General features: G+C 67.5%; 22 protein-coding genes. 13 read left to right on the top strand and 9 right to left on the bottom strand.

What is annotated here, in order from left to right:
• Positions 1 to 3: 3 nt before the first annotated feature.
• Genes IPU70_RS15670 through IPU70_RS15660 form a run of 3 tightly spaced genes read right to left on the bottom strand, consistent with a single transcriptional unit; the run spans position 4 to position 4,078 of the window.
• A complete protein-coding gene (locus IPU70_RS15670; protein ID WP_371818955.1) occupies positions 4 to 1,599 on the bottom strand; it encodes an ABC transporter substrate-binding protein in 1,596 nt (531 codons plus the stop codon).
• 53 nt (positions 1,600 to 1,652) lie between these two features.
• A complete protein-coding gene (locus IPU70_RS15665; RefSeq protein ID WP_207468536.1) occupies positions 1,653 to 2,945 on the bottom strand; it encodes an aspartate aminotransferase family protein in 1,293 nt (430 codons plus the stop codon).
• A 17-nt stretch (positions 2,946 to 2,962) separates the two neighbouring features.
• Positions 2,963 to 4,078, bottom strand: coding sequence for a phosphotransferase (locus tag IPU70_RS15660; protein ID WP_207468535.1), 1,116 nt, complete (start codon positions 4,076 to 4,078; stop codon positions 2,963 to 2,965).
• A gap of 314 nt (positions 4,079 to 4,392) precedes the next feature.
• Here IPU70_RS15660 and IPU70_RS15655 point away from each other — a divergent pair, with 314 nt between their 5' ends.
• Positions 4,393 to 5,088, top strand: coding sequence for a GntR family transcriptional regulator (locus IPU70_RS15655; protein ID WP_207468533.1), 696 nt, complete (start codon positions 4,393 to 4,395; stop codon positions 5,086 to 5,088).
• On the opposite strand, the gene IPU70_RS15650 is transcribed toward IPU70_RS15655, so the two are convergent.
• Genes IPU70_RS15650 through IPU70_RS15630 form a run of 5 tightly spaced genes read right to left on the bottom strand, consistent with a single transcriptional unit; the run spans position 5,085 to position 9,456 of the window.
• Complete coding sequence (locus IPU70_RS15650) at positions 5,085 to 5,876, bottom strand: SDR family NAD(P)-dependent oxidoreductase (protein ID WP_207468531.1); 792 nt, start codon at positions 5,874 to 5,876, stop codon at positions 5,085 to 5,087. The genes IPU70_RS15655 and IPU70_RS15650 overlap by 4 nt on opposite strands.
• Positions 5,877 to 6,671: an ABC transporter permease gene (locus IPU70_RS15645; RefSeq protein WP_207468529.1), complete on the bottom strand. Its 795-nt coding sequence runs from the start codon at positions 6,669 to 6,671 to the stop codon at positions 5,877 to 5,879.
• Entirely contained in the window at positions 6,659 to 7,468 is an 810-nt protein-coding gene (locus IPU70_RS15640; protein ID WP_013392081.1) for an ABC transporter permease, read from the bottom strand. The genes IPU70_RS15645 and IPU70_RS15640 overlap by 13 nt, the downstream gene beginning before the upstream one ends.
• Positions 7,461 to 8,384, bottom strand: a complete 924-nt coding sequence (locus IPU70_RS15635) for an NAD(P)-dependent oxidoreductase (protein WP_207468528.1) — start codon at positions 8,382 to 8,384, stop codon at positions 7,461 to 7,463. The genes IPU70_RS15640 and IPU70_RS15635 overlap by 8 nt, the downstream gene beginning before the upstream one ends.
• A 19-nt stretch (positions 8,385 to 8,403) precedes the next feature.
• On the bottom strand, positions 8,404 to 9,456 hold the full coding sequence (locus IPU70_RS15630; RefSeq protein ID WP_207468527.1) for a substrate-binding domain-containing protein: 1,053 nt from the start codon (positions 9,454 to 9,456) through the stop codon (positions 8,404 to 8,406).
• 223 nt (positions 9,457 to 9,679) lie between these two features.
• On the opposite strand from IPU70_RS15630, the gene IPU70_RS15625 reads away from it, so the two are divergent.
• From IPU70_RS15625 to IPU70_RS15575, 11 genes are all read left to right on the top strand, one after another.
• Positions 9,680 to 10,732, top strand: coding sequence for an ABC transporter substrate-binding protein (locus IPU70_RS15625; protein WP_207468526.1), 1,053 nt, complete (start codon positions 9,680 to 9,682; stop codon positions 10,730 to 10,732).
• A gap of 29 nt (positions 10,733 to 10,761) precedes the next feature.
• The gene (hisD, locus tag IPU70_RS15620; RefSeq protein ID WP_207468525.1) at positions 10,762 to 12,075 is read left to right on the top strand and encodes a histidinol dehydrogenase; all 1,314 of its coding nucleotides are present in this window, start codon (positions 10,762 to 10,764) and stop codon (positions 12,073 to 12,075) included.
• 7 nt (positions 12,076 to 12,082) lie between these two features.
• On the top strand, positions 12,083 to 12,856 hold the full coding sequence (locus tag IPU70_RS15615; RefSeq protein ID WP_207468524.1) for an SDR family NAD(P)-dependent oxidoreductase: 774 nt from the start codon (positions 12,083 to 12,085) through the stop codon (positions 12,854 to 12,856).
• Between the two features lie 24 nt (positions 12,857 to 12,880).
• Positions 12,881 to 13,870: an alcohol dehydrogenase catalytic domain-containing protein gene (locus IPU70_RS15610; protein ID WP_207468523.1), complete on the top strand. Its 990-nt coding sequence runs from the start codon at positions 12,881 to 12,883 to the stop codon at positions 13,868 to 13,870.
• A gap of 70 nt (positions 13,871 to 13,940) precedes the next feature.
• Positions 13,941 to 14,753, top strand: a complete 813-nt coding sequence (locus IPU70_RS15605; protein ID WP_207468521.1) for an ABC transporter permease — start codon at positions 13,941 to 13,943, stop codon at positions 14,751 to 14,753.
• The gene (locus tag IPU70_RS15600) at positions 14,741 to 15,559 is read left to right on the top strand and encodes an ABC transporter permease (RefSeq protein WP_207468519.1); all 819 of its coding nucleotides are present in this window, start codon (positions 14,741 to 14,743) and stop codon (positions 15,557 to 15,559) included. Before IPU70_RS15605 ends, IPU70_RS15600 begins: the two co-directional genes overlap by 13 nt.
• Before the next feature lie 67 nt (positions 15,560 to 15,626).
• A complete protein-coding gene (locus tag IPU70_RS15595; RefSeq protein WP_207468517.1) occupies positions 15,627 to 16,709 on the top strand; it encodes an ABC transporter substrate-binding protein in 1,083 nt (360 codons plus the stop codon).
• Positions 16,710 to 16,745: 36 nt separating this feature from the next.
• On the top strand, positions 16,746 to 17,564 hold the full coding sequence (locus IPU70_RS15590) for an ABC transporter ATP-binding protein (protein ID WP_013392091.1): 819 nt from the start codon (positions 16,746 to 16,748) through the stop codon (positions 17,562 to 17,564).
• 12 nt (positions 17,565 to 17,576) lie between these two features.
• Entirely contained in the window at positions 17,577 to 19,805 is a 2,229-nt protein-coding gene (locus IPU70_RS15585; RefSeq protein WP_207468516.1) for a thiamine pyrophosphate-dependent enzyme, read from the top strand.
• A gap of 28 nt (positions 19,806 to 19,833) precedes the next feature.
• Positions 19,834 to 20,286, top strand: a complete 453-nt coding sequence (locus IPU70_RS15580; protein ID WP_013392093.1) for a VOC family protein — start codon at positions 19,834 to 19,836, stop codon at positions 20,284 to 20,286.
• A 62-nt stretch (positions 20,287 to 20,348) separates the two neighbouring features.
• Positions 20,349 to 21,710 (top strand): alpha/beta fold hydrolase, encoded by a 1,362-nt coding sequence (locus tag IPU70_RS15575; RefSeq protein WP_207468515.1) that lies wholly within the window; start codon positions 20,349 to 20,351, stop codon positions 21,708 to 21,710.
• 26 nt (positions 21,711 to 21,736) lie between these two features.
• Here the strand turns inward: IPU70_RS15575 and IPU70_RS15570 are convergent, their stop codons facing one another.
• Entirely contained in the window at positions 21,737 to 22,675 is a 939-nt protein-coding gene (locus tag IPU70_RS15570; protein WP_207468514.1) for a LysR family transcriptional regulator, read from the bottom strand.
• A 124-nt stretch (positions 22,676 to 22,799) separates the two neighbouring features.
• On the opposite strand from IPU70_RS15570, the gene IPU70_RS15565 reads away from it, so the two are divergent.
• Positions 22,800 to 23,908, top strand: a 1,109-nt coding sequence (locus IPU70_RS15565) for an MFS transporter (protein WP_207468513.1), incomplete at its 3' end; no start/stop codon positions are given.

Genomic DNA, 23,908 nt, shown 5'->3' with positions numbered 1-23,908 from the left:
TCCTTACTTCTGGATGTAGGTCGTGGCGAAGGTCTCGGCGACGCCGATGGCCGAAGTCGTCACATTCTTCGCTGACTTGCTGGTGATGGTCGGAAACGACAGCTCGACCAGCCAGGCCGACGGCGCGTCTTCCGCCAGCGTGGTGGCTGCCTGAGTGTAGAGCTGCTGGCGTTTCTGCTTGTCGGTCTCGAGCGAGGCGGCGCTGAACACCTGGTCCAGCTCGGGGTTGGTGTAGCCCGAGATGTTGGTGCCGTAGACGCCCTGGCGGATGTTGTCCGAGCGGTAGCTGCGGTCCACGCCCAGCGCCGGGTCCGAGTACTGGTACAGGTAGGTGACCGTCATGTCGAAGTCCCAGTTGGCATAGCGGCGTGCCCAGTTGCCGGCGTCCGTGCTCTCCAGCACCACGTCGATGCCGACCTTGGCCAGGGAGTTCTTCACGTACTCGGAGACCTTGTTCCAGGTGTCGCCGTAGGGCAGGCCGAGCAACCGCAGCGACACGCGCTTGCCATTGGCGTCAGGCTTGAGGCCCATTTCGTCGAGCAGGGCGACGGCCTTTTTCGGGTCGTACTTGTATTGCGGGATGTTGGCGTCGTAGAAGCTCGTCACCGACGAGATCGGGCCGGTGGCGGGCCGCGCGGCGCCGAAGAAGATGCGCTTGGCGATGAAGTCGCGGTCGATGGCGTATTGGATCGCCTGGCGGAAGCGCTTGTCGTCCAGCGGCTTGACGCGGTGGTTCAGTTCGATCCACGACAGCGGGCCGGCGAACTCATAGCCTTTGGTGGTGACCTCCAGCGCCGGGTTGGCCTTGATCTGCGGCAGGAAGGCGAAGTCGATGTCGCCGAAGCTGGCGACCTGCACCGAACCGTTCTCCAGCGCCAGCAGGCGCGATGCGGAGTCCGGGATGACCTGGAAGTAGACGTTGTCCAGGTAGGGCAGGCCGGCCTGCCAGTATGCGTCATTGCGCACCAGCTGCACGTACTGGCCGCGCTTCCATTCCTTGAACTTGAAGGGGCCGGTGCCGATCGGCGTCTGGTTGGCGGGGTTGTTGCGGAAGTCCGTACCCTTGTACAGATGGGCGGGCATGATGGGCGCGCTCGACACTTCGAACGCATTGAGGAAGGGCGCGTAAGGCTGCTTCAGCGTGATCTTTACGGTGTTCGCGTCAGGCGTTTCGATGCTGGACACGTGGGACAGGTTGCCGCGCGCGCGCGGGTGGGTTTGCGGCAGGTAGTCTTGCAGCGAGAAGCGCACGTCCTCGGAGGTGAAGGGCTTGCCGTCGTGCCAGGTCACGCCCTGCTGCAGATGGAAGGTATAGACCAGGCCGTCGGGCGAAATCTCCCAAGATTTCGCCAGCGACGGCTTGGCCGTCAAGTCGAAGTCATAGGTCAGCAGGCCTTCATAGATCTTGCCCGCCGCGATCTGCGTGGGCGTCTGCTGGTTCAGGCCGTAGATCAGCGTGGGCGGCTCGGGGTTGAGGATGACGTTCAAGGTGCCGCCGCGCGTCTGCGCCTGGGCGCCGGAGGCCGCCGAGGCCAGGAGCGCGGCGCCCAGGGCGAGCTGGCCGAGTATCGATTTCATCTTGGGTGGAAGCTGCTTCATTTTCTTTTTTCCTATCTGTAGCGTGGAGACTGCGAGAGGGCGGTCCGGTTGCGTCAAGGCAGCACGGCCGCGCATTGCTGTTCCAGGGCTTGCAACAGCAGGTCCGCGTGAGCCTTCTGGAAAGTGAGCGGGGGGCGGATCTTCAGGACGTTGGCCTGCGGACCGCTGGCGCCGATCAGCACGCCGGCGTGGCGCAGGCCGTTGACCAGTGCCGTCGCCACGGCGGGCGCGGGCTCGGCGGGGCGGCGCGGGTCCACCAGTTCCACGCCCCAGTACAGGCCGCGGCCGCGCACGTCGCCGATGATGGGATGGGCCGCGGCCAGGCGGCGCAGGCCGGCCTCCACGTACGCGCCAACCTCGGCCACGCGGTTCGGCGCGTCCATGCCTTGCAGCGCATCCAGCACCGCCAGCCCGACCGCGGCCGACACCGTGTTGCCGCCGAAGGTATTGAAGTAGCGGCACTTGCGGCCGAATTCCTCGACCAGGTCCGAGCGCAGCACCAGCGCGCCTATCGGATGGCCGTTGCCCATGGGCTTGCCCAGTGACACCATGTCCGGCAGCACGCCGTCGCGCTGGAAGGCCCACCAGGTCCGTCCGGCGCGGGCCAGGCCGCCCTGGACTTCGTCGGCGATGAACAGGCCGCCGCGCCGCCGGATGGCCGCCGCGGCCAGGGCCAGCGCCTGGTTGGATTCGGTGTGGATGCCGTCGCTGGCGAAGACGGTGTCGACCATCAGCGCGGCCGCCGGCGTGCCGGCCTGGGCCAGTTCGTCGGCGGCGGCTTCCACCGCTTCCGCGAAGCGCGAGGCGGCCAGCGCCGGATCGCCGCGATAGCTGTCGGGCGAAGGCACCGTGCGTACATGGCTGGCCACGGGGCGTAGCGAGGGGGACATGTCCGCCAGCGATCGCGTGACGCCATGGTAGGCATTGCGGGTGACGATGAAGCCGGTGCGGCCGGTGGCCTCGATCGCGACCCGCAGCGCCAGATCGTTGGCCTCGCTGCCGGTGCAGGTGAACATGGCGTTGTCCAGGCCGGCCGGGAACAGCGCCAGCAGCCGTTCCGCATACTCCACCACGCCTTCGTGCAGATAGCGGGTGTGCGTGTTCAGTACCGCCGCCTGACGCGCCAGCGCTTCCACTACGGCGGGATGCGCGTGGCCGACCACGGGCACGTTGTTGTAGGCGTCCAGATAGCGCTTGCCCTGCGCGTCTTTCAGCCAGACGTCCTCGCCGCGCACGGGGTGCACGGGCTCGTCATAGAACAGACGGTAGGCCGCGCCCAGCGCGCGGCGGCGGCGCGCCAGCAGGTCGCCGGATGGAGGAGTGGATGAGGGCAGATCCTGGGACATGGCGGTATCCGTGGGGGTCAATGGGAAGCGGAGGCGGCGGCGCGAGGATCGCGCCCGTTCTTCCAAGGGCCGATCAGGGCATCGAACAGACGGGTGGCGGCGGCGTGGCTGCGCAGGATGTAGTCGCGGTTGCCGGGAAACTGGCGCGCGCGCCAGGCGGTGATGACCATGCGCTGCGCCAGTCGCGCCAGCACCAGGTCCAAGGTCAGCGCGCGCTCTTGCGGGCTCAATGCCAGCACCGAGGCGTAGCCGTCGAGCATGCAGTCCAGCACGCGCATCGGCGCGTCGGTCTGGGTCATCTGGTAGGAGGCCGCGATGGCGATTTCAGCGATGCGCGGCGCCTGGACCATGTCGCCGAAATCGAGCACGCCCGCGACCGCCTGGCCGCTGGCGTCGGTCAGCAGATTGCTGGCCGACAGGTCGTTGTGGATGATCTGCTGCGGCAGCCCCTGTAGCGCAGGCGCGGTGTGGCTGGCGTACAGATCGAGGAAGCCGGCGAGCAGGCGGCGATGCTTCGCGTCCTCGACTGCTTCGAGCAGCGGCCGCATGGACGGCGCCTCGCACACGTTCCAAAGGAACCGGCGCCCCGCGGCCGGATGCGAGAAATCCGCCAAGGCGGCGTCGAGTTCGCCGGCCGCGCGGCCCAGGGCGGTCCAGGCGGCGGGTTCCGCGCGCAGGGCTGAACCGGGCTCGCCTTCCAGGAAGCTGTAGGCCCGCACCCGGACCGCCGGTTCGCCTGGACCCGGCGGCTGGTGCGAGAGCCAGTCGGCGGCGCCCACGCCCTGGGGCGCGTGGTGAGCCGGCACCGGCACGGCGCAGCGGCCTGCCAGATGGCGCAGCACGGCGATCTGCATCTCCGTCTCGGCGACGGTTTCGGCCGCGTTGATGAATTTCAGTGTCAACGACGAGCCATCGCCGCGGCGCATGCGGAAGTTGCGGTCGCGCTCGCCGGTCAATGGTTGGCAATCGGCGGCGCCGTATCCGCTGCGGGCCACGGCTGCCGCGTCCTCCAGGGAGACGGCGGGCGGGGAGGTGGTCAGCAGGGCTGCGGTGAGCGCTGCGGATTCGACGGTACACAGAGGGTGGGCCGACACGTTGTTGGGCGGAATCTGTAGTTCAGGATGATGCATCATGCATCAAGTGCAGAAAGCGCCGAATCAGTGATTACCCGAGCAAGTTTCTAGCAGAGCTTATCCTTGGATAATAATTAATTGTTGATAATCATTGGGTTATTGAAGTTGCTTGCGCTGTTATGGCTTCGAAAAGCAATTTCCAGATTCCAGCAGGATGCCGTGATAGGGGTTTAACATGGCTCCCGAAGGGGGTTTTCCTTATTTATGATGCATCATATTGAAAATCTCCTGAAACCACGGGTGCGCCCTCAGGCGGCCTGCGGGCCTTTGTCGTATCGTCTTGATCCCTGCCACGCGCCCCTCCTCCCACCACAATGACGCAGAACCCCGACACGCAGACCGCCGCCGCCTTTTCCCAGCTGGAATATGGAAGCCTGGGTGCGCTCGTCTATGAGCGGCTGGCGCAGGCGTTGATGGAGGGGAGGCTGCGTCCGGGCGACCGGCTGCGCATCCGGGAGCTGGCGGAAAGCATGGGCGTCAGCGTCACGCCGGTGCGCGACGCGATCCTGCGCCTGGTGCAGGACGGCGCACTGGTCATGCGCAGCGCGCGCGACATCCGGGTCTACGAGGTCAGCACGGCCGAGTACCTGGAGATCCGCGACATCCGGCTGGAGCTGGAAGGCATGGCGGCTGCCCGGGCCGCGCAGAACGCCACGCCCGAGGACATCGCGCGGCTGGAGGCCATGGTGCAGGCCAACGAGGACGCGCTCAAGGCCCAGGACATCCGCACGGCGGTAGGGCTGAACCAGCGCTTCCATTTCGAATACTGCAAGATCGCCGGCATGCCGACCATGCTCGAGATCCTGCAGCGGCTATGGCTGAAGATGGGGCCGCTGATCGCGCAGATCTACGCGGAAGGCGGACGCGACATGATCGACGGCCACTACCCGCTGATGGCCGCGATCCGCAACAAGGATCCACAGGCCGCCCGCATCGCCATGCAGACCGACATCCTGTCGGGCGGTCAGCCCATCCTGGACTACAAGCTGCGGCAGACGGAAACGCGCTAGGCCTGCGGAAAGCCTCCGTAGGGCGCCCACCCCGATCCCGCGATGACGCCGCCGTCGCACGGGATGGTGGCGCCAGTGACCACCGCGGCCGCGGGCGACAGCAGGAAGAACACGACCTCCGCGATCTCACGCGGCTGCATCAGGCGGCCCAGCGGCGTGGCATTCAGGATCGGCGTCATGTCGCGCTCCCCCTGACGCTCCTTGGGCCTGAGAAAAGGCGTGTCGGTCCAGCCCGGCGCGATGGCGTTGACGCGCACTCCGCGCCGCGCCCAGTGCACGGCAAGAGCCTCGGTCAGGTTCACGACCGCCGCCTTGGCCGGGCCGTAGGCCAGCACCGGCCCGGGACGGAACGACAGCACGGACGCCACGTTAACGACCGCGCCGCGGCCGCGCGCGGCCATGGCGCTGCCGAACACGCGGCAGGATGTGTAGGTACCCTTCAGGTGGGAATCCACCACCCGTTCCCAGGCCTCGACCGGATAGTCCTCGATGGCGGTGGGAACCTGGGCGATGCCGGCGCAGTTCACCAGCCCCGTGACCGGCGGCAGGCGGGCAGCCAGCTGTTCCTCCGCGGTCCGCAGCCCGGCCTCGTCCAGCACGTCGCCCGGGGCCGCCGCGGCGCGCGGGCCGAGCTCCTGCGCCAGCGCCTGCGCGGCGTCCAGGTTCAGGTCCAGGATGGCGACGTGGCCGCCCGCCTGCACCACGCGCCTGCACACCGCCGCGCCGATGCCGCTGGCGCCGCCGGTCACGATGACCGACAGGGTCGGGTCCGTTGTGGAATCGTCCATTCATCTTCCCCAGCGCGCCTTCAGGCGCTGTTCGAACAGGCGCAGGGCAAGGTCGATGCCAATGCCGACGATGCCGATGGCGATCATGCCGGCCATGACGATATTGGTGGCGACGTTGAGCTGCCCCTGCACCATCATGTAGCCGATGCCGTTGCCCACCACGATCAGTTCCGCGCCCACCAGCGACTGCCAGCCGATGCCGGCGCTGACCCGCAGGCCGGCCAGGATGGACGGCAGCGAGGCTGGCAGCAACACTTCGGCGACGATGCGCGGGCCGCTCGCGCCCAGCGTGCGCGAGGCTTCGAGCAGGCGCGTGTCGACGAACTTGGCGCCGCGGTACGCGCTGATCAGGCAGGGCGGGAAGGCGCCGGCGAAGATGATCAGGGTGGGGCCGCCTATGCCGGTGCCAAACCACAGGCCGGCGAAGGGCACCCAGGCAATCGGCGCCACGAAGCGCAGCGCATCGAAGAACGGGCTGACCACGTCGTCCAGCCAGCGGTACCAGCCCATCAGCAGGCCCAGCGGAATGCCTACCGCCGCGGCCAGCAGGAAGCCGCAGGCGAAGCGGTAGAGGCTGGCGCCCAGGTGCGTCCAGAGCGTGGCGCCGGAATAGGGCTCGTTGCTGTACTGCACGATGGTCCGCAGCACGGTCAGCGGGCCAGGCAGGTAGTTGGGCGGAAAGACCCCGCCCACGCTCAACAGGTGCCAGGCCATGAAGAATCCGGCCAGCCCCAGGCACGACAGGCCGAAGGTGAAGGCGGGCGAGTCGCCCGAGGCGCGTGTCAGCGTAGCCATGGCAATGCCCTCTTTTCGATCCATTCCAGTCCCCGGGTCATCACCGCGCCCAGCAGGCCCACCCAGACCATGGCGTAGAGGATCATGCCGGGCCGGATGTCCAGCGCCGCGGTGTCCAGCACCTTGCCCAGGCCGATGAACGCCCCGATGAGTTCCGCTGCCACCAGGGTCATCCACGCGGTCTGCAGCGACAGGCGCAGGCCGGTGAAGATCATGGGCATGGAACCGGGGATCAGCACGTCGCGCAGCATGCGCAGCGGATTGCCCGCGCCATGCACGCGCGCGGCTTCGATCAGCGTGGGATCGATGTTGCGCACGCCGGCATAGGTGTTGATCACGGCCGGCGTGAACGAGGACACCCAGATCAGGAAGATCTTCGCCGGGTCGCCCAGCCCCAGCCACAGAATGGCCAGCGGAATCCAGGCCAGCGGCGGAATCGGGCGCAGCAGCGAGAACACCGGTCCGACCAGCGCGTCGATGCGTTTGCTGAATCCCATCAGCAGGCCCAGCGGCACGCCAGTGCCGATGGCGACCAGAAAGCCCAGGAACACCAGGCGCAGGCTGTGGCCGATGTGCTGGAACAGCGTGCCGCCGGCGTAGCCGGAATCGCGCGACAGCTGCACGGCGGCCTGCCAGGTCGTCAGCGGCGTGGGAAAGCGCGCGCCGTTGACCAGGCCCAGCGCCGACACGATCCACCAGGCGGCGAAGGCCACGGCGACGGCGGCCACGCCCACGGTAATCCTGCGGCGCGAGGCGCGCGGCCGCCGCGCGGGCAGGGTGGCGATGTGTTCACTCATGGCCGGACCCCGCGGCGTCGCGCTCCAGATGGGCCACGTCTTCGAGCAGCAGCAACATGGCGGTGCAGTCCTGCTCCTGCCGGCCCCAGGATTTGGCCAGCGCGAACATCTCGCGGGCGTAGCCGCCGAGTCCCAGCGGCGCGCCCACCGAGGCGGCCAGGTTCATGGCCAGGTTGATGTCCTTGTAGCCCATGCGCATGGGGAAGTCGGGACTGATGTCGCCCGCCAGCACCTTGCCGGGGAAATTGGTCAGGAGCTGTCCGCGCCCGGCGGTGGTGTTGGACAACACCTTGACGACGGTGGCGCGGTCCAGCCCGAGCTTGGCGGCGAACATCAGCGCTTCGCCCGTCAGCACCATGCCGACCATGGACATGTAGTTGTTGACCAGCTTGAGCCGGATGCCCGAACCGAAAGGACCGACATGCACGATCTCGTCGGCCATGGCGGCGAAGATGGGCGCGGCCTGGTCGAAGTCGGCCTGCGCGCCGCCAGCCATGATCAGCGCCTTGCCTTGCGCCGCCTCGCGCGGCGTGCGCCCCACGGGGGCGTCGATGCAGCGCAGGCCCAGGCCCGCGAGATCGGCGGCGATGCGGTCAGTCTCGACCGCGTCGCCCGTGCTCATTTCGATGACCAGGGCGCCCGGATTCAAGCCCGCGGCCGCGCCGTCGGCGCCGAAGAGGGCGTCGCGGACATGCGCGGAAGTGGGCAGCATGGTGATCGCCACATCGCAGTCGCGGGCGGCGTCCAGCGGCGTGGCGGCGCGCCGGAAACCCGTGTCGGCCAAGCGCTCCATGGCCGCGGGCACGACGTCGTAGCCTGATACTTCATACCCCTGCGCGGCCAGGTTGCGCAGCATCGCGCTCCCCATGACGCCCAGGCCCAGGAATGCGATGCGGGGTGGTTCGGTGTGTTCCATGGGGCTTGCTCCGGTGTGGTCAGCTGCCTAGCCGCGCGCGGGTGCTGCTGCGCGGCGGCGCGGTGGTGTCGCGGACGATCAGTTCCAGTTCGATGCAGACGTTCTCGGGCGGCGTGTCGGCGTCGGCCGCCAGCAGAATGCTGGCGGCGCGCTGGCCCAGCTCGAAGGCCGGCACGTTCAGGGTGGTGATGCCTGGCCGGCAATGGGCGGCCATTTCGATGTTGTCGAAGCCCGTGATCGAAATCTGCTCGGGCACGCGCAGGTTTTGCCACAGGCACTCCTGCAGCGCGCCGTAGGCCAGGATGTCGTTGCCGCACATGACCGCGGTGGGCGGCTCGGGCAGGCGCAGCAGCGTGGCCATGGCGCGGCGGGCTTCCGGCACGGTGTAGGGCTTTTCGATGACGTATTGCGGCGGCAGGTCGATGCCGCGGCGCTTGAGCGCGCGCGTGAAGCCGGCCACGCGGTCGGCGGCGCGGTCGTTGTCCTTGGAAATGCCGGCGATCACGCCGAGGCGGCGGTGGCCGATGTCCAGCAAATAGTCGGCGATGCGCTGCGCCGCGGCGGCGTTGTCCCAGCCCACCATGGGCCAGGCATCGGCGGCGTCGTAATGGCAGGTGGTGACGAAGGGAATGCCCTTGGACTGCAACAGCTCGTAGATCTCGGGGTCGCGGCTGCGCCCGACCAGCATCATCGCGTCCACGCCACGCTCGATCAGCGCCCGGACTTCGCCGGCTTCGCGCACCGGGCTGTAGTTGGTGCTGGCCAGCAGCAGCTGGTAGCCGTGTTCATGGATGGTCTGCTGCATGCCGTCGACCAGCTTGGCGAACAGCGCACTGTCCACGGTGGGAATGATGGCGCCCATGGTGCGGGTCTTGCGCGACGCCAGCGAACGGGCAGCGCCGTGCGGCACGTAGCCGGCTTGCGCCAGCAGCGCCATGGCGCGGGCGCGCAGGTCCGGCCGCACTTGTTCAGGGTGGTTCAGCACCCGCGACAAGGTGGCCGAGGAGATGCCGCCGCTGGCGGCAATCGACTTCAGGGTGTCCCCGGATAGGGGAGCGGACTTTCGCTTCATTTTTTGAAAGCGCTTTCAGAAATTGGATGGTGTGAATATACAGTTATTGAAACGCCGTGGGCGATTTCTAGGGTTTTCTCGGGGTTGAATGAGATGGCTGCGCGCTTATTCTCTGTATGCGCTTTCAAAAAACCGAGCCCAGACGCAGATCCGGGCCTGCTATCCGGGGAATGCCGCGGCAGCTCGCGCATGCAGACCGGAATCCACTATCTGGAGACTAAGCATGTCGAGAATCCCCCGCATCCTGGGTCTGTGCCTGGCGCCGCTCGGCGCCTTGCTGTTGAGCCCGTCCGTGTCGGCCCAGGCGCCGACGCCCATTAAGGTCAGCTACCAGATTGCCTATTGGGCGCTGCCGATCTACATCGCCACCGAAAAGAACTGGTGGGCCGAAGCAGGCCTGAAGCCGGAATTCGTGGTGTATCCCGCGGGCGCGCAGCAGATCGCCGGGTCCGCGTCCAAGTCCTGGGACGTGGGCGGCACGGGGTCGCCGCCGGCGGTGCTGGGCGCGCAGCGCTACGGCATCGTGACGCTGGGCGTCACCAATGATGAATCGACCGCCAACGGCGTCATGGCGCGCAAAGAGAACGCCGCGGCCGTGCGCAGCAATGCGGCCAAGGAAGTGAAGGGCAAGCAGATCCTGCTCAGCCCCAACTCCACGGGCGAATACGCGACCATGGCCTGCCTGAAGAAATGGGGCATGCAGCGCAGCGACGTCAGCGTGGTGACGCTGGCCCCGGCGCAATTGGTGTCCGCCTTCACCGGCGGCAACGGCATGCTGGCCGGCACCTGGGCGCCCAACTTCTACACGCTCAACGAGCAGATCGGCGCCGAAGTCGTATGCAGCGGCAAGGACGCCGGCGTGATGATCCCGGGCGCGCTGGTGGCGCGCGGCGAATTCGCGCAGCAGAACCCGGACGCGGTCGCCAAGTTCCTGGCGGTGTACCTGCGGGCCGTCAGCTTCGAGAAAAACAACAAGGCGGAAGCCATGGGCTACCTGCGCAAGCTGTTCCAGGCCAACGGCATCAAGCTCAACGACGGCTATCTGGGGCAGGAGTTGGAACGGCCGATCTTCACGCTGGACGAGCAGCTCAAGCTGATGTCGCGCGCCGGCGGCAAGTCCACGCTGGACAACGCCTATGAAGCCCTGTCGGGCTACCTGAAGGGCGTGGGCACCATAACCGAGGTGCCGGATCCCAAGACCTACATCACGGACGACTACATGAAGCGCGTCGACCAGACCCCGGCGCTCAAGACCTTCGCCAACAAGACCAACTGAGCTTCATCCTTCTTCCGCGAGGCCACACCATGGCAGTAAGCAAGCTCAAATCCGCGGCCAGGCAGCCCCAGGGCAACGAGGCCGCCGCGCGTGAAGTCGCCGCCGAGATGCTGGCGAACATCAAGTCCGGCGGCGAGGCCGCGGTGCGCGACTACGCCCGGCGGCTGGACAAATGGGAGGGGGACATCCCGGTCGGCGCCGCCGAGATCGAACGGCGCACCGCCGCCATACCCGACGGCATCAAGCGCGACATCGAATTCGCTGCCGGCCAGGTACGCAAGTTCGCGCAGGCGCAGATGGCTTCGGTGCGCGAGTTCGAACTGGAACTGGCGCCGGGCCTGGTCGCCGGGCAGCGGCTGATACCTGTCAACGTGGCGGGCTGCTACGTGCCCACGGGGCGTTATGCGCACATCGCGTCGGCCTACATGAGCATTGCCACCGCCAAGGCGGCCGGGGTCCCCACGGTCATCGCCTGCTCCACGCCCTACCGCGGCGAGGGCATACATCCGCAGGTGCTGTACGCCATGAAGGTGGCAGGGGTGGACGCCGTGATGACGCTGGGAGGCGTGCAGGCGATCGCCGCCATGGCCTACGGCCTGTTCACCGGCAAGCCGGCCGACATCATCGTCGGGCCGGGCAACAAATTCGTGGCGGAGGCCAAGCGCATGCTGTTCGGCAGCGTGGGCATCGACGTCTTCGCCGGCCCGTCGGAGGTCTGCATCATCGCCGATGCCTCGGCGGATCCGGCCATCGTTGCCTCCGACCTGGTGGGGCAGGCCGAGCACGGGCACGAGTCGCCGGCCTGGCTGATTACCACCGACCGGGTCCTGGCCGAATCCGTGCTGCAGCGGGTGCCCGAGCTGATCGGGTCCTTGCCGCCCACCGCGCGGGACGCGGCCGGCGCCGCCTGGCGCGACTATGGCGAGGTGGTGCTGTGCGATACGCGCGAGGAGGCGGTGGCGGTCTCGGACCGCTACGCCAGCGAACACCTGGAGGTCCATTGCGAAGACCTGGACTGGTGGTTCCGGCACCTGACCTGCTATGGCTCGCTGTTCCTGGGCGAGGAAACCACGGTGGCGTTCGGCGACAAGGCCAGCGGCACCAACCACATCCTGCCCACCAAGGGCGCGGCGCGCTATTCGGGCGGGCTGTCGGTGCACAAGTTCATCAAGACCGTGACCTGGCAGCGCATGACGCGCCAGGCCAGCCGCGACACCGCCCAGGTGACTGCCCGGATCTCGCGCCTGGAAGGCATGGAGGCGCATGCGCGCACGGCGGACGACCGCCTGGCCAAGTACTTCCCCCAGGAATCTTTCGAACTGGGCGAACCCGTGCGGGAGTGAGACCATCATGCAGAACGACATGTCCCGCCTGTTCGACCTGGATGGCCGCGTCGCATTGGTAAGCGGCGGCAGTTCCGGCATCGGCAAGGCCATCGGCCTGGCGCTGGCGCGGGCCGGCGCCAGCGTGGTGCTGGTGGCGCGGCGCGAGCAGGAGCTGGCCTTTGCCGCAGGCGAATTCGAAGACGAAGGGCTGCGCGCACGCGCCTTGCCCTGCGATCTGGCCGACCGCGATGCGCTGAGCGGCTTTGCCGCCCGCGCGGCCCGGCCGTTCGGCGCGCCCGACATCCTGGTCAACGCCTCGGGCATCAATGTGCGCAAGCCCTTCGAGGACACCGCCGATGAGGATTGGGACCGTTCGCTGGCGATCAACCTGACCGCGCCGTTCCTGCTGACCCGCGCGCTGGCGCCGGCCATGCGCGAGCGCGGCTGGGGCCGCATCATCAATATCACTTCGCTGCAGTGCGTGCGCGCTTTCCCCGACAGTGCGCCCTATGGCGCGTCCAAGGGCGGCCTGATGCAGCTGACCCGCGCCATCGCCGAGTACTGGTCGCGCCATGGCGTTACCTGCAATGCGATCGCGCCGGGCTTTTTCGAGACGCCGCTGACCGCGCCCGTCATGAGCGATCCGGCCCGTGTGCAGGCGCTGGCTGCCAGCACCATGATCGGACGCAACGGCCGGCTGGAGGACCTGCACGGCGCGGCCGTGTTCCTGGCGAGCGAGGCCTCGGCCTACATCACCGGGCAGACCCTGTTCATAGACGGCGGCTTTTCGGCCCGCTGACCGGCACATCCGTGGAGTCCCGCCATGAAAGCCCTTGTCTATACCGCGCCCAGCCAGCTGACGTTCCGCGAGGAACCCGATCCGGTGCAGGCGGACGGCGACGCGCTGCTGCGCATCGAGGCCGTGGGCATTTGCGGCTCCGACATGCATGCTTATCACGGGCATGACCCGCGCCGCAATCCGCCGCTGATCCTGGGGCACGAATTCGTCGGCACGCGGGTGGGCGGCAGCCGCGCCGGCCAGCGGGTCACCGGCAACCCGCTGATCCATTGCGGCCTCTGCGATTTCTGCGTGCAGGGCCGCAACAATCTGTGCCGCAACCGTGGCATGGTGGGCATGACGCGTCCCGGCGCGTTCGCCGAATTCATGGCCATACCCGAGCGCTGCCTGATTCCCGTGCCGCAGGGAATGCCGGCCGCCGCCGCCGCGCTGACCGAGCCGGCGGCCACCGCCTTGCACGGCGTGGCGCTGGCGCAGCGGGCACTGTTCCGTCCGCTGGCCGAAGCCCGGGCGCTGGTCGTGGGCGGCGGCGCCATCGGCCTGCTGACGGCGCTGCTGCTGCGCAGCCAGGGTTGCCGCGTCAGCCTGGCCGAAACCAACCCGCTGCGGCGCGCCTCGGCGCAGCGGCATGCGGGCTGCATGGCCTTTGACCCGCGCCAGACTGCTCCGGCGCAGGGCGCCTATGAACTGGTGGTGGACGCGGTGGGCGGCAAGCTCACGCGTCCGGCCGCGCTGGCCGCGGTCCAACCGGGCGGCGTCATGCTGCACATTGGCCTGCAGGACTGGGCCAGCGAGATCGACATGCGGCGGCTGACGCTGGACGAGATCACCTTGATCGGCGCCTACACCTATACCAGCGCCGATCTGTGGGCGACCGTGGACGCGCTGCACCGGGGCGTCTTCGGCGATCTGTCCTGGGTCGAGGAGCGCGAGCTGGGAGTGGGTGCGCAGGCCTTCTCCGACCTGGACGGCGGCCGCGCGGCGTCGGCCAAGATCGTGCTGAGGACGCATTGACATGGCCCGGCATCCCCTGTCCCCCCGCGCCGTCGCCGGCGCCCTGGCTCTGCTCGACCGGAGCGCCGCCATGACTGTCGTCAGCCCCCCCGCCAATCCGCCCGCGCCGGTACGTCGGCGCCTGTCCTTGCGCTGGCTGGTCAGCGGCGCCTCGGTCGTGGCGTTGCTGCTGGCTTGGTATCTGGTCACGGGGCCGCTGGAACTCCTGAGCGCGGTGCAACTGCCGTCACCCGTTGATGCCTGGGATGCCTTGCTGGAGATCGCCGGCGAGGGCTATGCCGATGGCACGCTGCTGCAGCACATCACGTCCAGCACCGGGCTGGTGCTGTATGGCTTCGCGGCGGCGGCGCTGACGGGCGTGCCGCTGGGCATCCTGATGGGGCAGAGCCGGCTGGTTGAAGCCTACGTCAACCCGGTGTTCCAGATCGTCCGCCCCATCGCGCCGATTGCCTGGATCCCGCTGACCATCCTGTGGTTCGGACTGGGCACCAGCGCCAAGGTCTTCGTGATCTGGCTGGCGGCCTTCGCGCCCACCGTGATCAACACCTATACCGGCGTGCGCAACATCGACGACACGCTGATCCAGGCGGCGCGGGTCAATGGGGCCGTCGGCCGCCGCATGCTGCTGGATGTCATCGTGCCTGGCGCGCTGCCCGCCATCTTCACGGGCCTGCGGACTTCGCTGCAGGCCTGCTGGATGGTGCTGGTGGCTGCGGAACTGGTCGGCTCCTTCATCGGCCTGGGCCATGTGCTGATCATCGCCACCCGCGACCTGAACTCGGGAATGATCGTGGTGGCCATGGCTGCCGTGGCCGGCATGGGCATGCTGATGTCGGCGCTGCTGGCGCAAATCGAACGCAGGGTGATGCCATGGAAAGCGTGAACAGGGCACTCCGTGGCAGCGGCCACGCCATCGTCTCGCGCCGGGTGCTGGAACGCTGGCTGATGCCGGCCCTGGGCATCGCCACGCTGTTTGGCGGCTGGGCGCTGCTCTCCGGCATGGGGTTGGTGTCGCCGGCCTTCCTGCCGGGACCGCTGACGGTGTTGCGCAGCATGGCCGAACACACGCGCGAACCCTATGCGGGCTCGGTGCTGCAGATGCATCTGCTGGCCAGCCTGGAGAAATTCCTGATCAGCTTTTCCATCGCGGTCCTGCTGGGCGTGCCGCTGGGGCTGTTCATGGGACGCTTCAAGGCGCTGGACTGGGCGGTGGCGCCGGTGTTCGAGGCGTTCCGCTTCATTCCTCCCATTGCCTGGGTGCCGTTCGCGATCTTCTGGTTCGGCACCGGCTTCCTGTCGCCCACGCTGGTGATTTTTGCCGGGGCTTTCGCGCCTTGCGTGCTGAACGCCTACCGCGGCGCCAAGCAGATCGACCGTGCCCTGATCGAGGCCGGCCAGATGCTGGGGGCCGGACGCTGGGTGACGCTGACCGAGATCCTGCTGCCGGCGTCGCTGGCGCACATCGTCGCCGGCATCCGGGTCGGGGCGGGGTTCGGCTGGCAGTCATTGATTGGCGCGGAACTGATCGTGGGTTCCACCGGGCTGGGCTACATGATCGTGCAGGGCGGCAGCAATCTGGAGCCCGCCATCGTGATCAGCGGAATGATCACCATCGGCCTGATAGGCGCGGGCATCGACTACGGCATGCGCGCCTTGCAGCGCCGGGTGCAGCGTAATTGGTCGCGTTGATCCAGAAAAAAGGAGGGAGTACAGGCAGGCAGTGCAGGTAGCGGCATTCCATACTGGAGAGAGACAGATGAAACACTACAAAGGCCTCAAGGCCTTGGCAGCGCTCGTGATCGGGTGCTGGCTGGGGGGACCCGGACAGGCGGCGGCCCAGGCCGCGCCCGCGGGCGCAGAGTTGTTCACCATCCGCATCGGCCAGCAGCCGCAGCGGTGGGCGCTGGAGTGGTACATCGCCAGCGAGAAAGGCTGGTGGCAAGAGGTGGGTCTGAAGCCGGAGATCTCGACCTTCGCCTCCGGCGCGTTGGAAATCGCGGCGGGCGCGTCCGGATCATGGGACGTGGGCGGGGCGGGCAATATTCCGTCGCTGCTGGGGGCGTCGAAGTACGGCTTGCAGACCATAGGCATCGCCGACGGCGAGGCCGCCATCATCACGCTGATGGCCACCAAGGACCGGGCCGACGAATACCTGAAGAATCCGGCGCTGCTCAAGGGCAAGACCATTCCCGTCACCAGCAACTCCACCGGCCAGTGGGGCGCGGCGGAATGCCTGTCCAGGAAGTTCGGGCTCAAGCCCGAGGACTATCGCTTCGTCAATCTGTCTCCGCCCGACATCAACGCGGCGGTAATGAGCGGCAAGTACGACATTTCTTCGGTATGGGCGCCCAACACCTACATCCTGCAAGAGGCCATAGGCGCAAGAGTGATCTGCACCGGCGCCGAACTGAAGATGCCGATCCACAGCTACCTGTTCACGACGCCGGCATTCGCCAAGCAGCATCCGGACAAGGTCGCCCGCTTCCTGGCGGTCTACTTGCGCGCGGTGGCCTGGCAGCGAGCGCATCCTGAAGAGGCGAGGGCCTACCTGAAAGCCTTCTTCGGCAGCGTGGGCGTGAAGTTCCCGGACAAGTACCTGGAGCAGGAATTGCGCGACCGGCCCGCCTTCGACCTGGCGGAGCAGACCAAGCTGTTCGCGCCCGGCCCGGGCGGTACCTCGGAGATGGTTGGCTGGTGGAACAGCGTGGGGGAATTCATGGTGTCCGCGGGCGTGGTCAAGAAGATCCCCGATCCCAAGACCATGGTGACGGGCAAGTATCTGCAGATGATCCAGGACGATCCCAAGCTCAGGGCCTTCGTCGCCGATGTCGCGAAGTAGGCCTGCGGCCGCGGCTCTCTATAAAGGAACGCAAGCATGAGTCAGATTACTTTCGAACGGGTGCAGCGCACGTTCAGCCGGGGCGGGGAAAGCTTCCTGGCGCTGGATGACGTGAGTTTCGAGGTGGGCGAGCGGGAGTTCGTTTCCATCGTCGGGCCGTCCGGCTGCGGCAAGACCACGCTGATGCGCATGGCTGCCGGCCTGGAGTTTCCCTCGGCCGGTAGCGTGCGTGTGGGCGGCAAGGAAGTGGAGGAACCAGGCCCGGACCGCGCCGTCGTGTTCCAGCAGTTCGCGTTGTTTCCCTGGAAGACCGTGACCGAGAACATCGGCTTTGGCCTGAAGTGCAAGGGCGCCACGCGCGAGGCGCGGGCCAAGACGGTGGCGCGCTACATAGAACTGATGGGCCTGTCGGGTTACGAGCAGGCCTATCCGCACCAGCTGTCCGGCGGCATGCAGCAGCGCGTGGCCATCGCCCGCAGCTACGCGCTGGACCCCGACGTGCTGCTGATGGACGAGCCCTTCGGCGCGCTGGACGCCCAGACCCGCGTGGTCATGCAGGAAGAACTGGTCAAGCTGTCGCGGCTCAATCCGCGCACCGTGCTGTTCATCACCCACAGCGTGGAAGAAGCGGTGTACCTGTCCGACCGCGTGGTGGTGCTGACGGGCCGCCCCGGGCAGATCAAGGAAATCATCAACGTGGCCGACGTGCGCAAGCGCGAGGCCTGGGACAGCATGGAGCGCATCGAGGACGTGATGGACATGGAGGCGTTCGTGCATTTGCGCACGCACATCTGGAAGCTGCTGCGCGCGCAGGAGACCGAACCGCTGGACGCCGCCCTGGCCGCGGCCCACTGAAGGGAAGCATCGATGAAGCATATCAATGAAGGCGCGGCGCCCGCCGCGAAGACCTCGCGGCTTGCCGCCCTGCATACCGAGACGCCCTGGTGGCGGCTCAGCGCCACCGCCGCGGACGCGCAGGCCATCGAGCCGCGCGAAATGGTCCGCATGCTGGAGCAGCTGATACTGATCAGGCGCTTCGAGGAAAAGCTCTTGAAGCTGAGCGTGGCCGGCATCCTGCATGGTCCGGCGCATTCCAGCATCGGCCAGGATGGGGCGGCCGTGGGCGTCATGTCGATGCTGGAGTCGGCGGACAAGATCAACGGCACCCATCGCATGCACCACCAGTTCCTGGCCAAGGCGCTGAACCACGCCACGCCGGCGGATTATTCGCCGCTGGCCTCGGATGCGCTGGACGCGCACCGCGACGTGATCTATCGGACCTATGCCGAGATCCTGGGCCTGACGCCAGGCTATTGCGGCGGGCGCGGCGGCTCCATGCACCTGCGCTATCCCGAGGCGGGCATCTATGGCTCCAATGCCATCGTGGGCGGCAACCCTTCGCACGCGGTGGGCTACGCCTTCGCCGACAAGCTGCGCGGGCGCGATCACGTGTCCGTGGCCTTCTTCGGCGACGGCGCCATGCAGAGCGGAGCGGCCTACGAGGCCATGAACCTGGCGGCGCTGTACAACACGCCGACGATATTCTTCGTGGAAAACAATCTGTACGCGGTGTCCACGCACGTGTCGGAGCAGACCCGCGAAACCCGCCTGTCGGCGCGCGGCCTGTCCCTGGGCGTGCCGGCCATCGAGTTCGACGGCATGGATGTCGTCGCGGCGCGCCTGGCCATGCAGGAGGCCCGCGCCATCATCCGCCGCGACCGCGGGCCGGTGTTGCTGGAAGCGCAGACCTACCGCTACCTGCACCAATCCGGCGCCCTGAAGGGCAGCGCTTTCCGCTACCGCGACAAGGACGAGGAAGAGGCCTGGGGCGCGCGTGATCCCATTTCGACCTTCCCGGCGCAGCTGAAGTCGCTCGGCCTGATCGACGATACCGGCATGACCCGCCTGGAGCGCCGCGCCGACGAGTTGATAGACGGCGCGCTGGACCGGTTGCTGGAGAACTACGGCGACGAGGCCGCGCAGCGTATCCGCCCCGAGCTGTGGCCGGACCCGGCCAGCGTGGACAGCGGCATCCGCGGTGACCTGGGCGAGCTCAAGGGCCTGCGTGCCGTCGAGCTGGAGGAGCAGGCGCCGGCCGATCTGGCGGACGCCAAGTTCCAGGATGTGATCTCGCGCGCCATGCTGCTGAACATGCAGCGCGATGACGGCATCTTCATCCTGGGCGAGGATGTGCATCGCCTGAAAGGGGGCACGGCCGGCGCCACCAAGGATATCGGCGACCATTTTCCGGACCGCCTTATCGGCACGCCGATCTGCGAGAACGGCTTCACCGGCCTGGCGCTGGGCGCGGCCTTGAATGGCATGCGCCCGGTGGTGGAGATCATGTATCCCGACTTCGCGCTGGTAGCGGCGGATCAGCTGTTCAACCAGATCGCCAAGGTGCGCCACATGTTCGGCGGCAAGTTCGCGGTGCCCGTGCTGGTGCGCAGCCGGGTCACGGCCGGCACCGGTTACGGCTCGCAGCATTCCATGGACGCCAGCGGCCTGTTCGCGCAATACCCGGGATGGCGCATCCTGGCGCCGTCGCGGCCTTACGACTACATCGGGCTGCTCAACGCCGCGCTGCGCTGCGACGATCCGGTCCTGATGGTGGAATACAACGACCTGTTCAAGCAGGTGGACAAGGTGCCGGCAGCAGATTGGGACTACATCGTGCCCATCGGGCGGGCCCGCGTCGCGCGCGACGGCGCGCGTTGCACCATCCTGACTTACGGCGTCATGGTCGATATCTGCTGCCAGGCCGCGGAGCGGACCGGCATCGATGCCCAGGTGATAGACCTGCGCACGCTGGATCCGCTAGGCATCGATTGGGAAACCATCGCGGCGGGCGTCAAGCGCACCCAGGCGCTGATGATCGTGGAGCAGACCACGCGCGGCACTTCGATCGGCTCGCGGGTGGCGAGCGAGGCGCAGTCCCGGCTGTTCGACTGGTTGGACCACGAGATCGTGCACGTCACGGGCGCCAATTCCTCGCCCGTGGTTTCCAAGGTGCTGGAGCGCGCGGCGCTGGCGGATGCGCAGGCCGTGGAGACGGCGCTGCGGTCCCTGGATAGCCGCCGCGGCGGCTCACGCTGAAGCAGGCGTTTGCGCCTGGGAGAGACAAATGCTCAAAGACAAATTGCTTGCCACGCACCATACGGCTGTCTGCGTCAATGATTTCGAGCGCGCGCGGAATTTCTACACCGGCTTCCTCGGCTTCGAGCTGGAGGGGGAAATGGACCACCGCTGCGAGCCCGCGTTGGGCGAGGTGGTCGGCCTGCCGGGCGCGACCATACGCTGGGCCATGCTGCGCCACGGCGGGTACCGGGTCGAGCTGTTCAAGTACTACACGCCCGACGGCGACAAGCAGCCGCGCCGCCAATGCGATTTCGGCTACAGCCACATGGCTTTCGAGGTGGCGGATGTGGATGCGGTGTATGAGCAGGCGACGCAGGCCGGCTACGAAAGCGTGTCCTCGCCGCGCGTCATGCGGCAAGGGCGTACCAAGGTGTTCTATCTGATGGAGCCCGAAGGCGCCATCACGGAGTTCATCCAGTTCATGAATCCGGCGGCCTGACGCCGCGCTGGCGCAATGCGCTCCGCAGGCCGGGGCGCGCATCGATCTTCGAAGGAACAAGCATGACGAGAACGCTGGATATGGTCGTTCCGCCGACGGGCGAGGCCCTGGACGCAGCCCGCCTGGTCGCCTGGATCGTGACGCCGGGCCAGGCCTTCAAGGCCGGTGACGTGCTGGTCGAGATCGAAACGGACAAGTCCATCATCGAGGTGCCCGCGCACGATGACGGGATCATGGTGGAACATCTCGTCGCCGTGGACGGCATTGTGAATGCGGACACGGTGATCGCAAGAATCCAGATGGAAGGCGAGGGGGAGCCAGTGCCGGCTCCGCGCGCTGCCGTGGCGGCGCAGTCTGCTTCCGCCATGCCCGCAGGCGCTGCGCAGGTGGATGCGCCCGCTGCCATGCAGGCACCGCCGGCGTCGAAACCAGCACTGCAGCCGGCGGAGGTCTTGCCGCCGGGTGCGCGCAAATTTGCCACTCCCGCCGCCCGCCGCGTTGCGGCCGAGCGAGGCATCGCGCTGGACGGGGTGCAAGGGTCGGGCCCGAACGGCCGTGTGACCGTGGCGGACGTCGAACAGACAGGTATTGACGGACAAGACCGCATGCAGGCCCGGGGTGCGCCGGGAGAAAAACGTGAGGCCTGGGCTTCCACACGCCACGGCGATGTCCGCGTGACCTTGTGGGAAGGAAGCCGTGCGGGCAGCCAGACCGCGGTGCTCGTCCACGGCATGTTCGGCGACCGCGACGCCTGGGCCAGCCTGGCGCACGCGCTCAGCCGCGCCGGATTGCGCGTGCTGGTAATGGATCTGCCTTGCCACGGCGCCACGCGCTCGCAGGCCACGCGCTTCGAGCAGGTCGTGGATGCGGTGGCCGATACCGTCACGGCCCAATGCAAGGGTCCCGTGACGCTGATCGGCCATTCCTTCGGCGCCGCCGTGGCAGCCCGGGCCGCGTCCCGGCCCGGCATGGCCGTGGACGGCCTGATCCTGATCGCGCCGGTCGGACTAGGCACGGAGATCGATCAGAGCTTTCTCACTGGCATGACGCACGCCGGCACCAACGAGGCCGCGCAGCGCGAACTGCAGAAGCTCACCGTTTCCGGCATGACGCCCTCGGGCAACTTCATCGACGCCTTGCGGCAAAGCACCCAGGCGCGCCGCGAGCCGCTGATCGAGCTGTGCAGGGAAGTCGGCTGGAATGGCGTGCAGCAACTGAGCATCGTCGCGGACCTGGCTAATCTTGCCTGCCGCTGCACGCTGATCCACGGCCGGTGCGATGCCGTCATTCCGTGGCGTCACGCCCTGAACGCGCCGCCAAGGACCGCGCTGCATTTGCTGCCGGACGCCGGCCACATGCCGCAATGGGAAGCCGGCAAGCTGGTGGCGGATATCGTGTTGGATGCGGTGGCGGCCGCGCGCTGAACCGTCGGACGGCGGCTGCCGTGCGCTCAGGCTGCTGGTGTCACCGTGTTCTCGCCGCTGGCGAACAGCTCCACCAGCGTGCGGCGCAACCAACGCTGCGCCGGCACGGTGTCATTGCGCTGGTGCCAGAAGAGCGTGATGGTGCGCGGGGGCGCCAGCATGGGCAACGGCATGGCGTGCAGATAGGGTGCATGCGGCGACAGCGCGCCCAGGTGGCGAGGCAACACGGCGATCATGTCGGTGTGGCGCAGCATTTCGTAGGCGACGTTGTAGTGGTTCACCAGGGCCGCCACATCGCGCGACAGGCCGCGGGCCGACAGGTACACGTCATACGAAGGCGGCGTCTGCCCGCCGAGGCTGACGTCGACATGGCGGGCTGAGAGAAAGGCCCGCGTGCTGAGGCGCTTCATGGCAGCCAATGGATGCCCGCGGCGCATGAAGCAGGCGTACTCGACCAGCCATAGCGAACGCGACCGGATGTGGCCCGGGTACTGGGCTTCGTTGATGTAGGCGCTGAGTACGCAGTCGGCGCGGTTGTCTTCGAGCTGGTCGGGAATGTCCACCACATTGTTGGGCAGGGTGCGCACGCGCGCCTGCGGGGCGGCCCGGGCCAACAGCCCGCATAAGGGAGGCATGACGATCCCTGCCGTGTAATCGGACATCGACAGGCTGTACTCGACCTTGGCGCGCGCCGGGTCGAAGGCGTCGGGATCCAGTGCGCCACGCATGCGGTCCAGGGCCTCGGCCAGTTCGTTCCAGAGGACGGCGGCGCGCTGGGTCGGCATGACGCCGTTGCCGGCGCGCACGAACAGCGGGTCTCCCAGGCTTTCGCGCAGACGCGCCAGCGCGTTGCTGACGGCGGGCTGGGTCATGAACAGCGCGTTGGCCGCGCGCGTCACGCTGCCTTCGGTCATCAAGGCTTCGAAGACCTTGAGCAGGTTCAGGTCCAGGGTGCGGAAGGTCATGGAAGAGTATTCACGCTAGTGATAGAGGGCATCATAACTATAAATTGGATTCATGAAATCCCGCGTGCCTATCATGCGCTTTCTCATCAAGTACGGCCTCAGCCGTCGACCATAGGGGAACCGCATGTCCATGATCTCGGCGCGGATCGAGCGCCTGCCTTTTGCGCGTTTTCACAAGCACCTGCTGCTGATGGGCGGCCTGGGCTACATGTTCGACGCCATGGACGCCGCGGTGCTGGCGTTCATCTTGCCGGTGCTGCGCACGGAGTGGGGCTTGAGCAGCGTGCAGATCGGCTTGCTGGGCAGCAGCACTTTCATCGGCTTTTTCTTCGGAGCGCTGCTGGCGGGCACGCTTGGCGACCTGATCGGCCGGCGCGCGGTGATGATGTGGGCTCTGGCGTTGTATTGCGTGGCGTCGCTGGTCAGCGCCTGGGTGGACAGCTGGCCGCCGTTCTTCGCGGCGCGGGTGGTCGCCGGCATGGGTACGGGCGCCGAGAGCGCGATCATCGCGCCCTACCTGGCGGAGTTCGTGGCGCGGCGTTTCCGCGGCAGTTTCACCGGCGCGCTGGCCGGATTCTTCTCATTCGGCTTCGTCGCGGCCGCCTTGCTGGGCTATTTCATCGTACCGGCGTACCCCAGCGGCTGGCGCATCGTGCTGGTCATCACGGCGCTGCCGGTCGTGATGCTGCTGTGGTGGCGGCGGGCGCTGCCGGAGTCGCCGCGCTGGCTCGAAAGCCGGGGCCGGGAGCAGGAGGCGTCGGCCATCCTGGATCGGATCGAGTCGGACTTCGCGCGGCGGGGCCATGTGTTGGCGGAGCCACGGCCCGAGCCGGCCGAGCCTGCGCGCGGCGGTGGCAGTCTGCGAGGCAACTTCGCGTTGCTGGTCAGCGGCCGCCAGGCCCGCATTACCTACATGACCTGGATCATGTGGCTGTCCATCACCTTCAGCTACTACTCGTTCTTTGTCTGGATCCCGGGCCTGCTGGTCGAGAGCGGGATGAGCATCACCAAGAGCTTTTCGTATTCGTTGGCGATGTATTGCGCGCAGGTGCCGGGCTACTTCAGTGCGGCCTGGCTCAACGAGAAAATCGGCCGGCAGGCGACCATCGCCAGCTACATGCTGCTGGGCGGGGCCAGCGCGTTGGGACTGGCCTTGTCGCATAGCGACGGGCAGATCATGCTGGCTGGCGTGCTCATGTCGTTCTTCATGAACGGCACCTATGCCGGCGTATA

Source organism: Achromobacter sp. SD115 (genome assembly GCF_017355315.1).
In the GTDB taxonomy this organism is placed as follows: Bacteria; Pseudomonadota; Gammaproteobacteria; order Burkholderiales; family Burkholderiaceae_B; genus Achromobacter; species Achromobacter xylosoxidans_B.
This window is presented reverse-complemented; position numbering and strand designations above follow the sequence as displayed.

Coding starts and splice junctions, on each gene's coding strand:
- IPU70_RS15670 (WP_371818955.1), bottom strand. CDS start 1,599: ATGAAGCAGCTTCCACCCAAGATGAAATCGATACTCGGCCAGCTCGCC.
- IPU70_RS15665 (WP_207468536.1), bottom strand. CDS start 2,945: ATGTCCCAGGATCTGCCCTCATCCACTCCTCCATCCGGCGACCTGCTG.
- IPU70_RS15660 (WP_207468535.1), bottom strand. CDS start 4,078: ATGATGCATCATCCTGAACTACAGATTCCGCCCAACAACGTGTCGGCC.
- IPU70_RS15655 (WP_207468533.1), top strand. CDS start 4,393: ATGACGCAGAACCCCGACACGCAGACCGCCGCCGCCTTTTCCCAGCTG.
- IPU70_RS15650 (WP_207468531.1), bottom strand. CDS start 5,876: ATGGACGATTCCACAACGGACCCGACCCTGTCGGTCATCGTGACCGGC.
- IPU70_RS15645 (WP_207468529.1), bottom strand. CDS start 6,671: ATGGCTACGCTGACACGCGCCTCGGGCGACTCGCCCGCCTTCACCTTC.
- IPU70_RS15640 (WP_013392081.1), bottom strand. CDS start 7,468: ATGAGTGAACACATCGCCACCCTGCCCGCGCGGCGGCCGCGCGCCTCG.
- IPU70_RS15635 (WP_207468528.1), bottom strand. CDS start 8,384: ATGGAACACACCGAACCACCCCGCATCGCATTCCTGGGCCTGGGCGTC.
- IPU70_RS15630 (WP_207468527.1), bottom strand. CDS start 9,456: ATGAAGCGAAAGTCCGCTCCCCTATCCGGGGACACCCTGAAGTCGATT.
- IPU70_RS15625 (WP_207468526.1), top strand. CDS start 9,680: ATGTCGAGAATCCCCCGCATCCTGGGTCTGTGCCTGGCGCCGCTCGGC.
- hisD (WP_207468525.1), top strand. CDS start 10,762: ATGGCAGTAAGCAAGCTCAAATCCGCGGCCAGGCAGCCCCAGGGCAAC.
- IPU70_RS15615 (WP_207468524.1), top strand. CDS start 12,083: ATGCAGAACGACATGTCCCGCCTGTTCGACCTGGATGGCCGCGTCGCA.
- IPU70_RS15610 (WP_207468523.1), top strand. CDS start 12,881: ATGAAAGCCCTTGTCTATACCGCGCCCAGCCAGCTGACGTTCCGCGAG.
- IPU70_RS15605 (WP_207468521.1), top strand. CDS start 13,941: ATGACTGTCGTCAGCCCCCCCGCCAATCCGCCCGCGCCGGTACGTCGG.
- IPU70_RS15600 (WP_207468519.1), top strand. CDS start 14,741: ATGGAAAGCGTGAACAGGGCACTCCGTGGCAGCGGCCACGCCATCGTC.
- IPU70_RS15595 (WP_207468517.1), top strand. CDS start 15,627: ATGAAACACTACAAAGGCCTCAAGGCCTTGGCAGCGCTCGTGATCGGG.
- IPU70_RS15590 (WP_013392091.1), top strand. CDS start 16,746: ATGAGTCAGATTACTTTCGAACGGGTGCAGCGCACGTTCAGCCGGGGC.
- IPU70_RS15585 (WP_207468516.1), top strand. CDS start 17,577: ATGAAGCATATCAATGAAGGCGCGGCGCCCGCCGCGAAGACCTCGCGG.
- IPU70_RS15580 (WP_013392093.1), top strand. CDS start 19,834: ATGCTCAAAGACAAATTGCTTGCCACGCACCATACGGCTGTCTGCGTC.
- IPU70_RS15575 (WP_207468515.1), top strand. CDS start 20,349: ATGACGAGAACGCTGGATATGGTCGTTCCGCCGACGGGCGAGGCCCTG.
- IPU70_RS15570 (WP_207468514.1), bottom strand. CDS start 22,675: ATGACCTTCCGCACCCTGGACCTGAACCTGCTCAAGGTCTTCGAAGCC.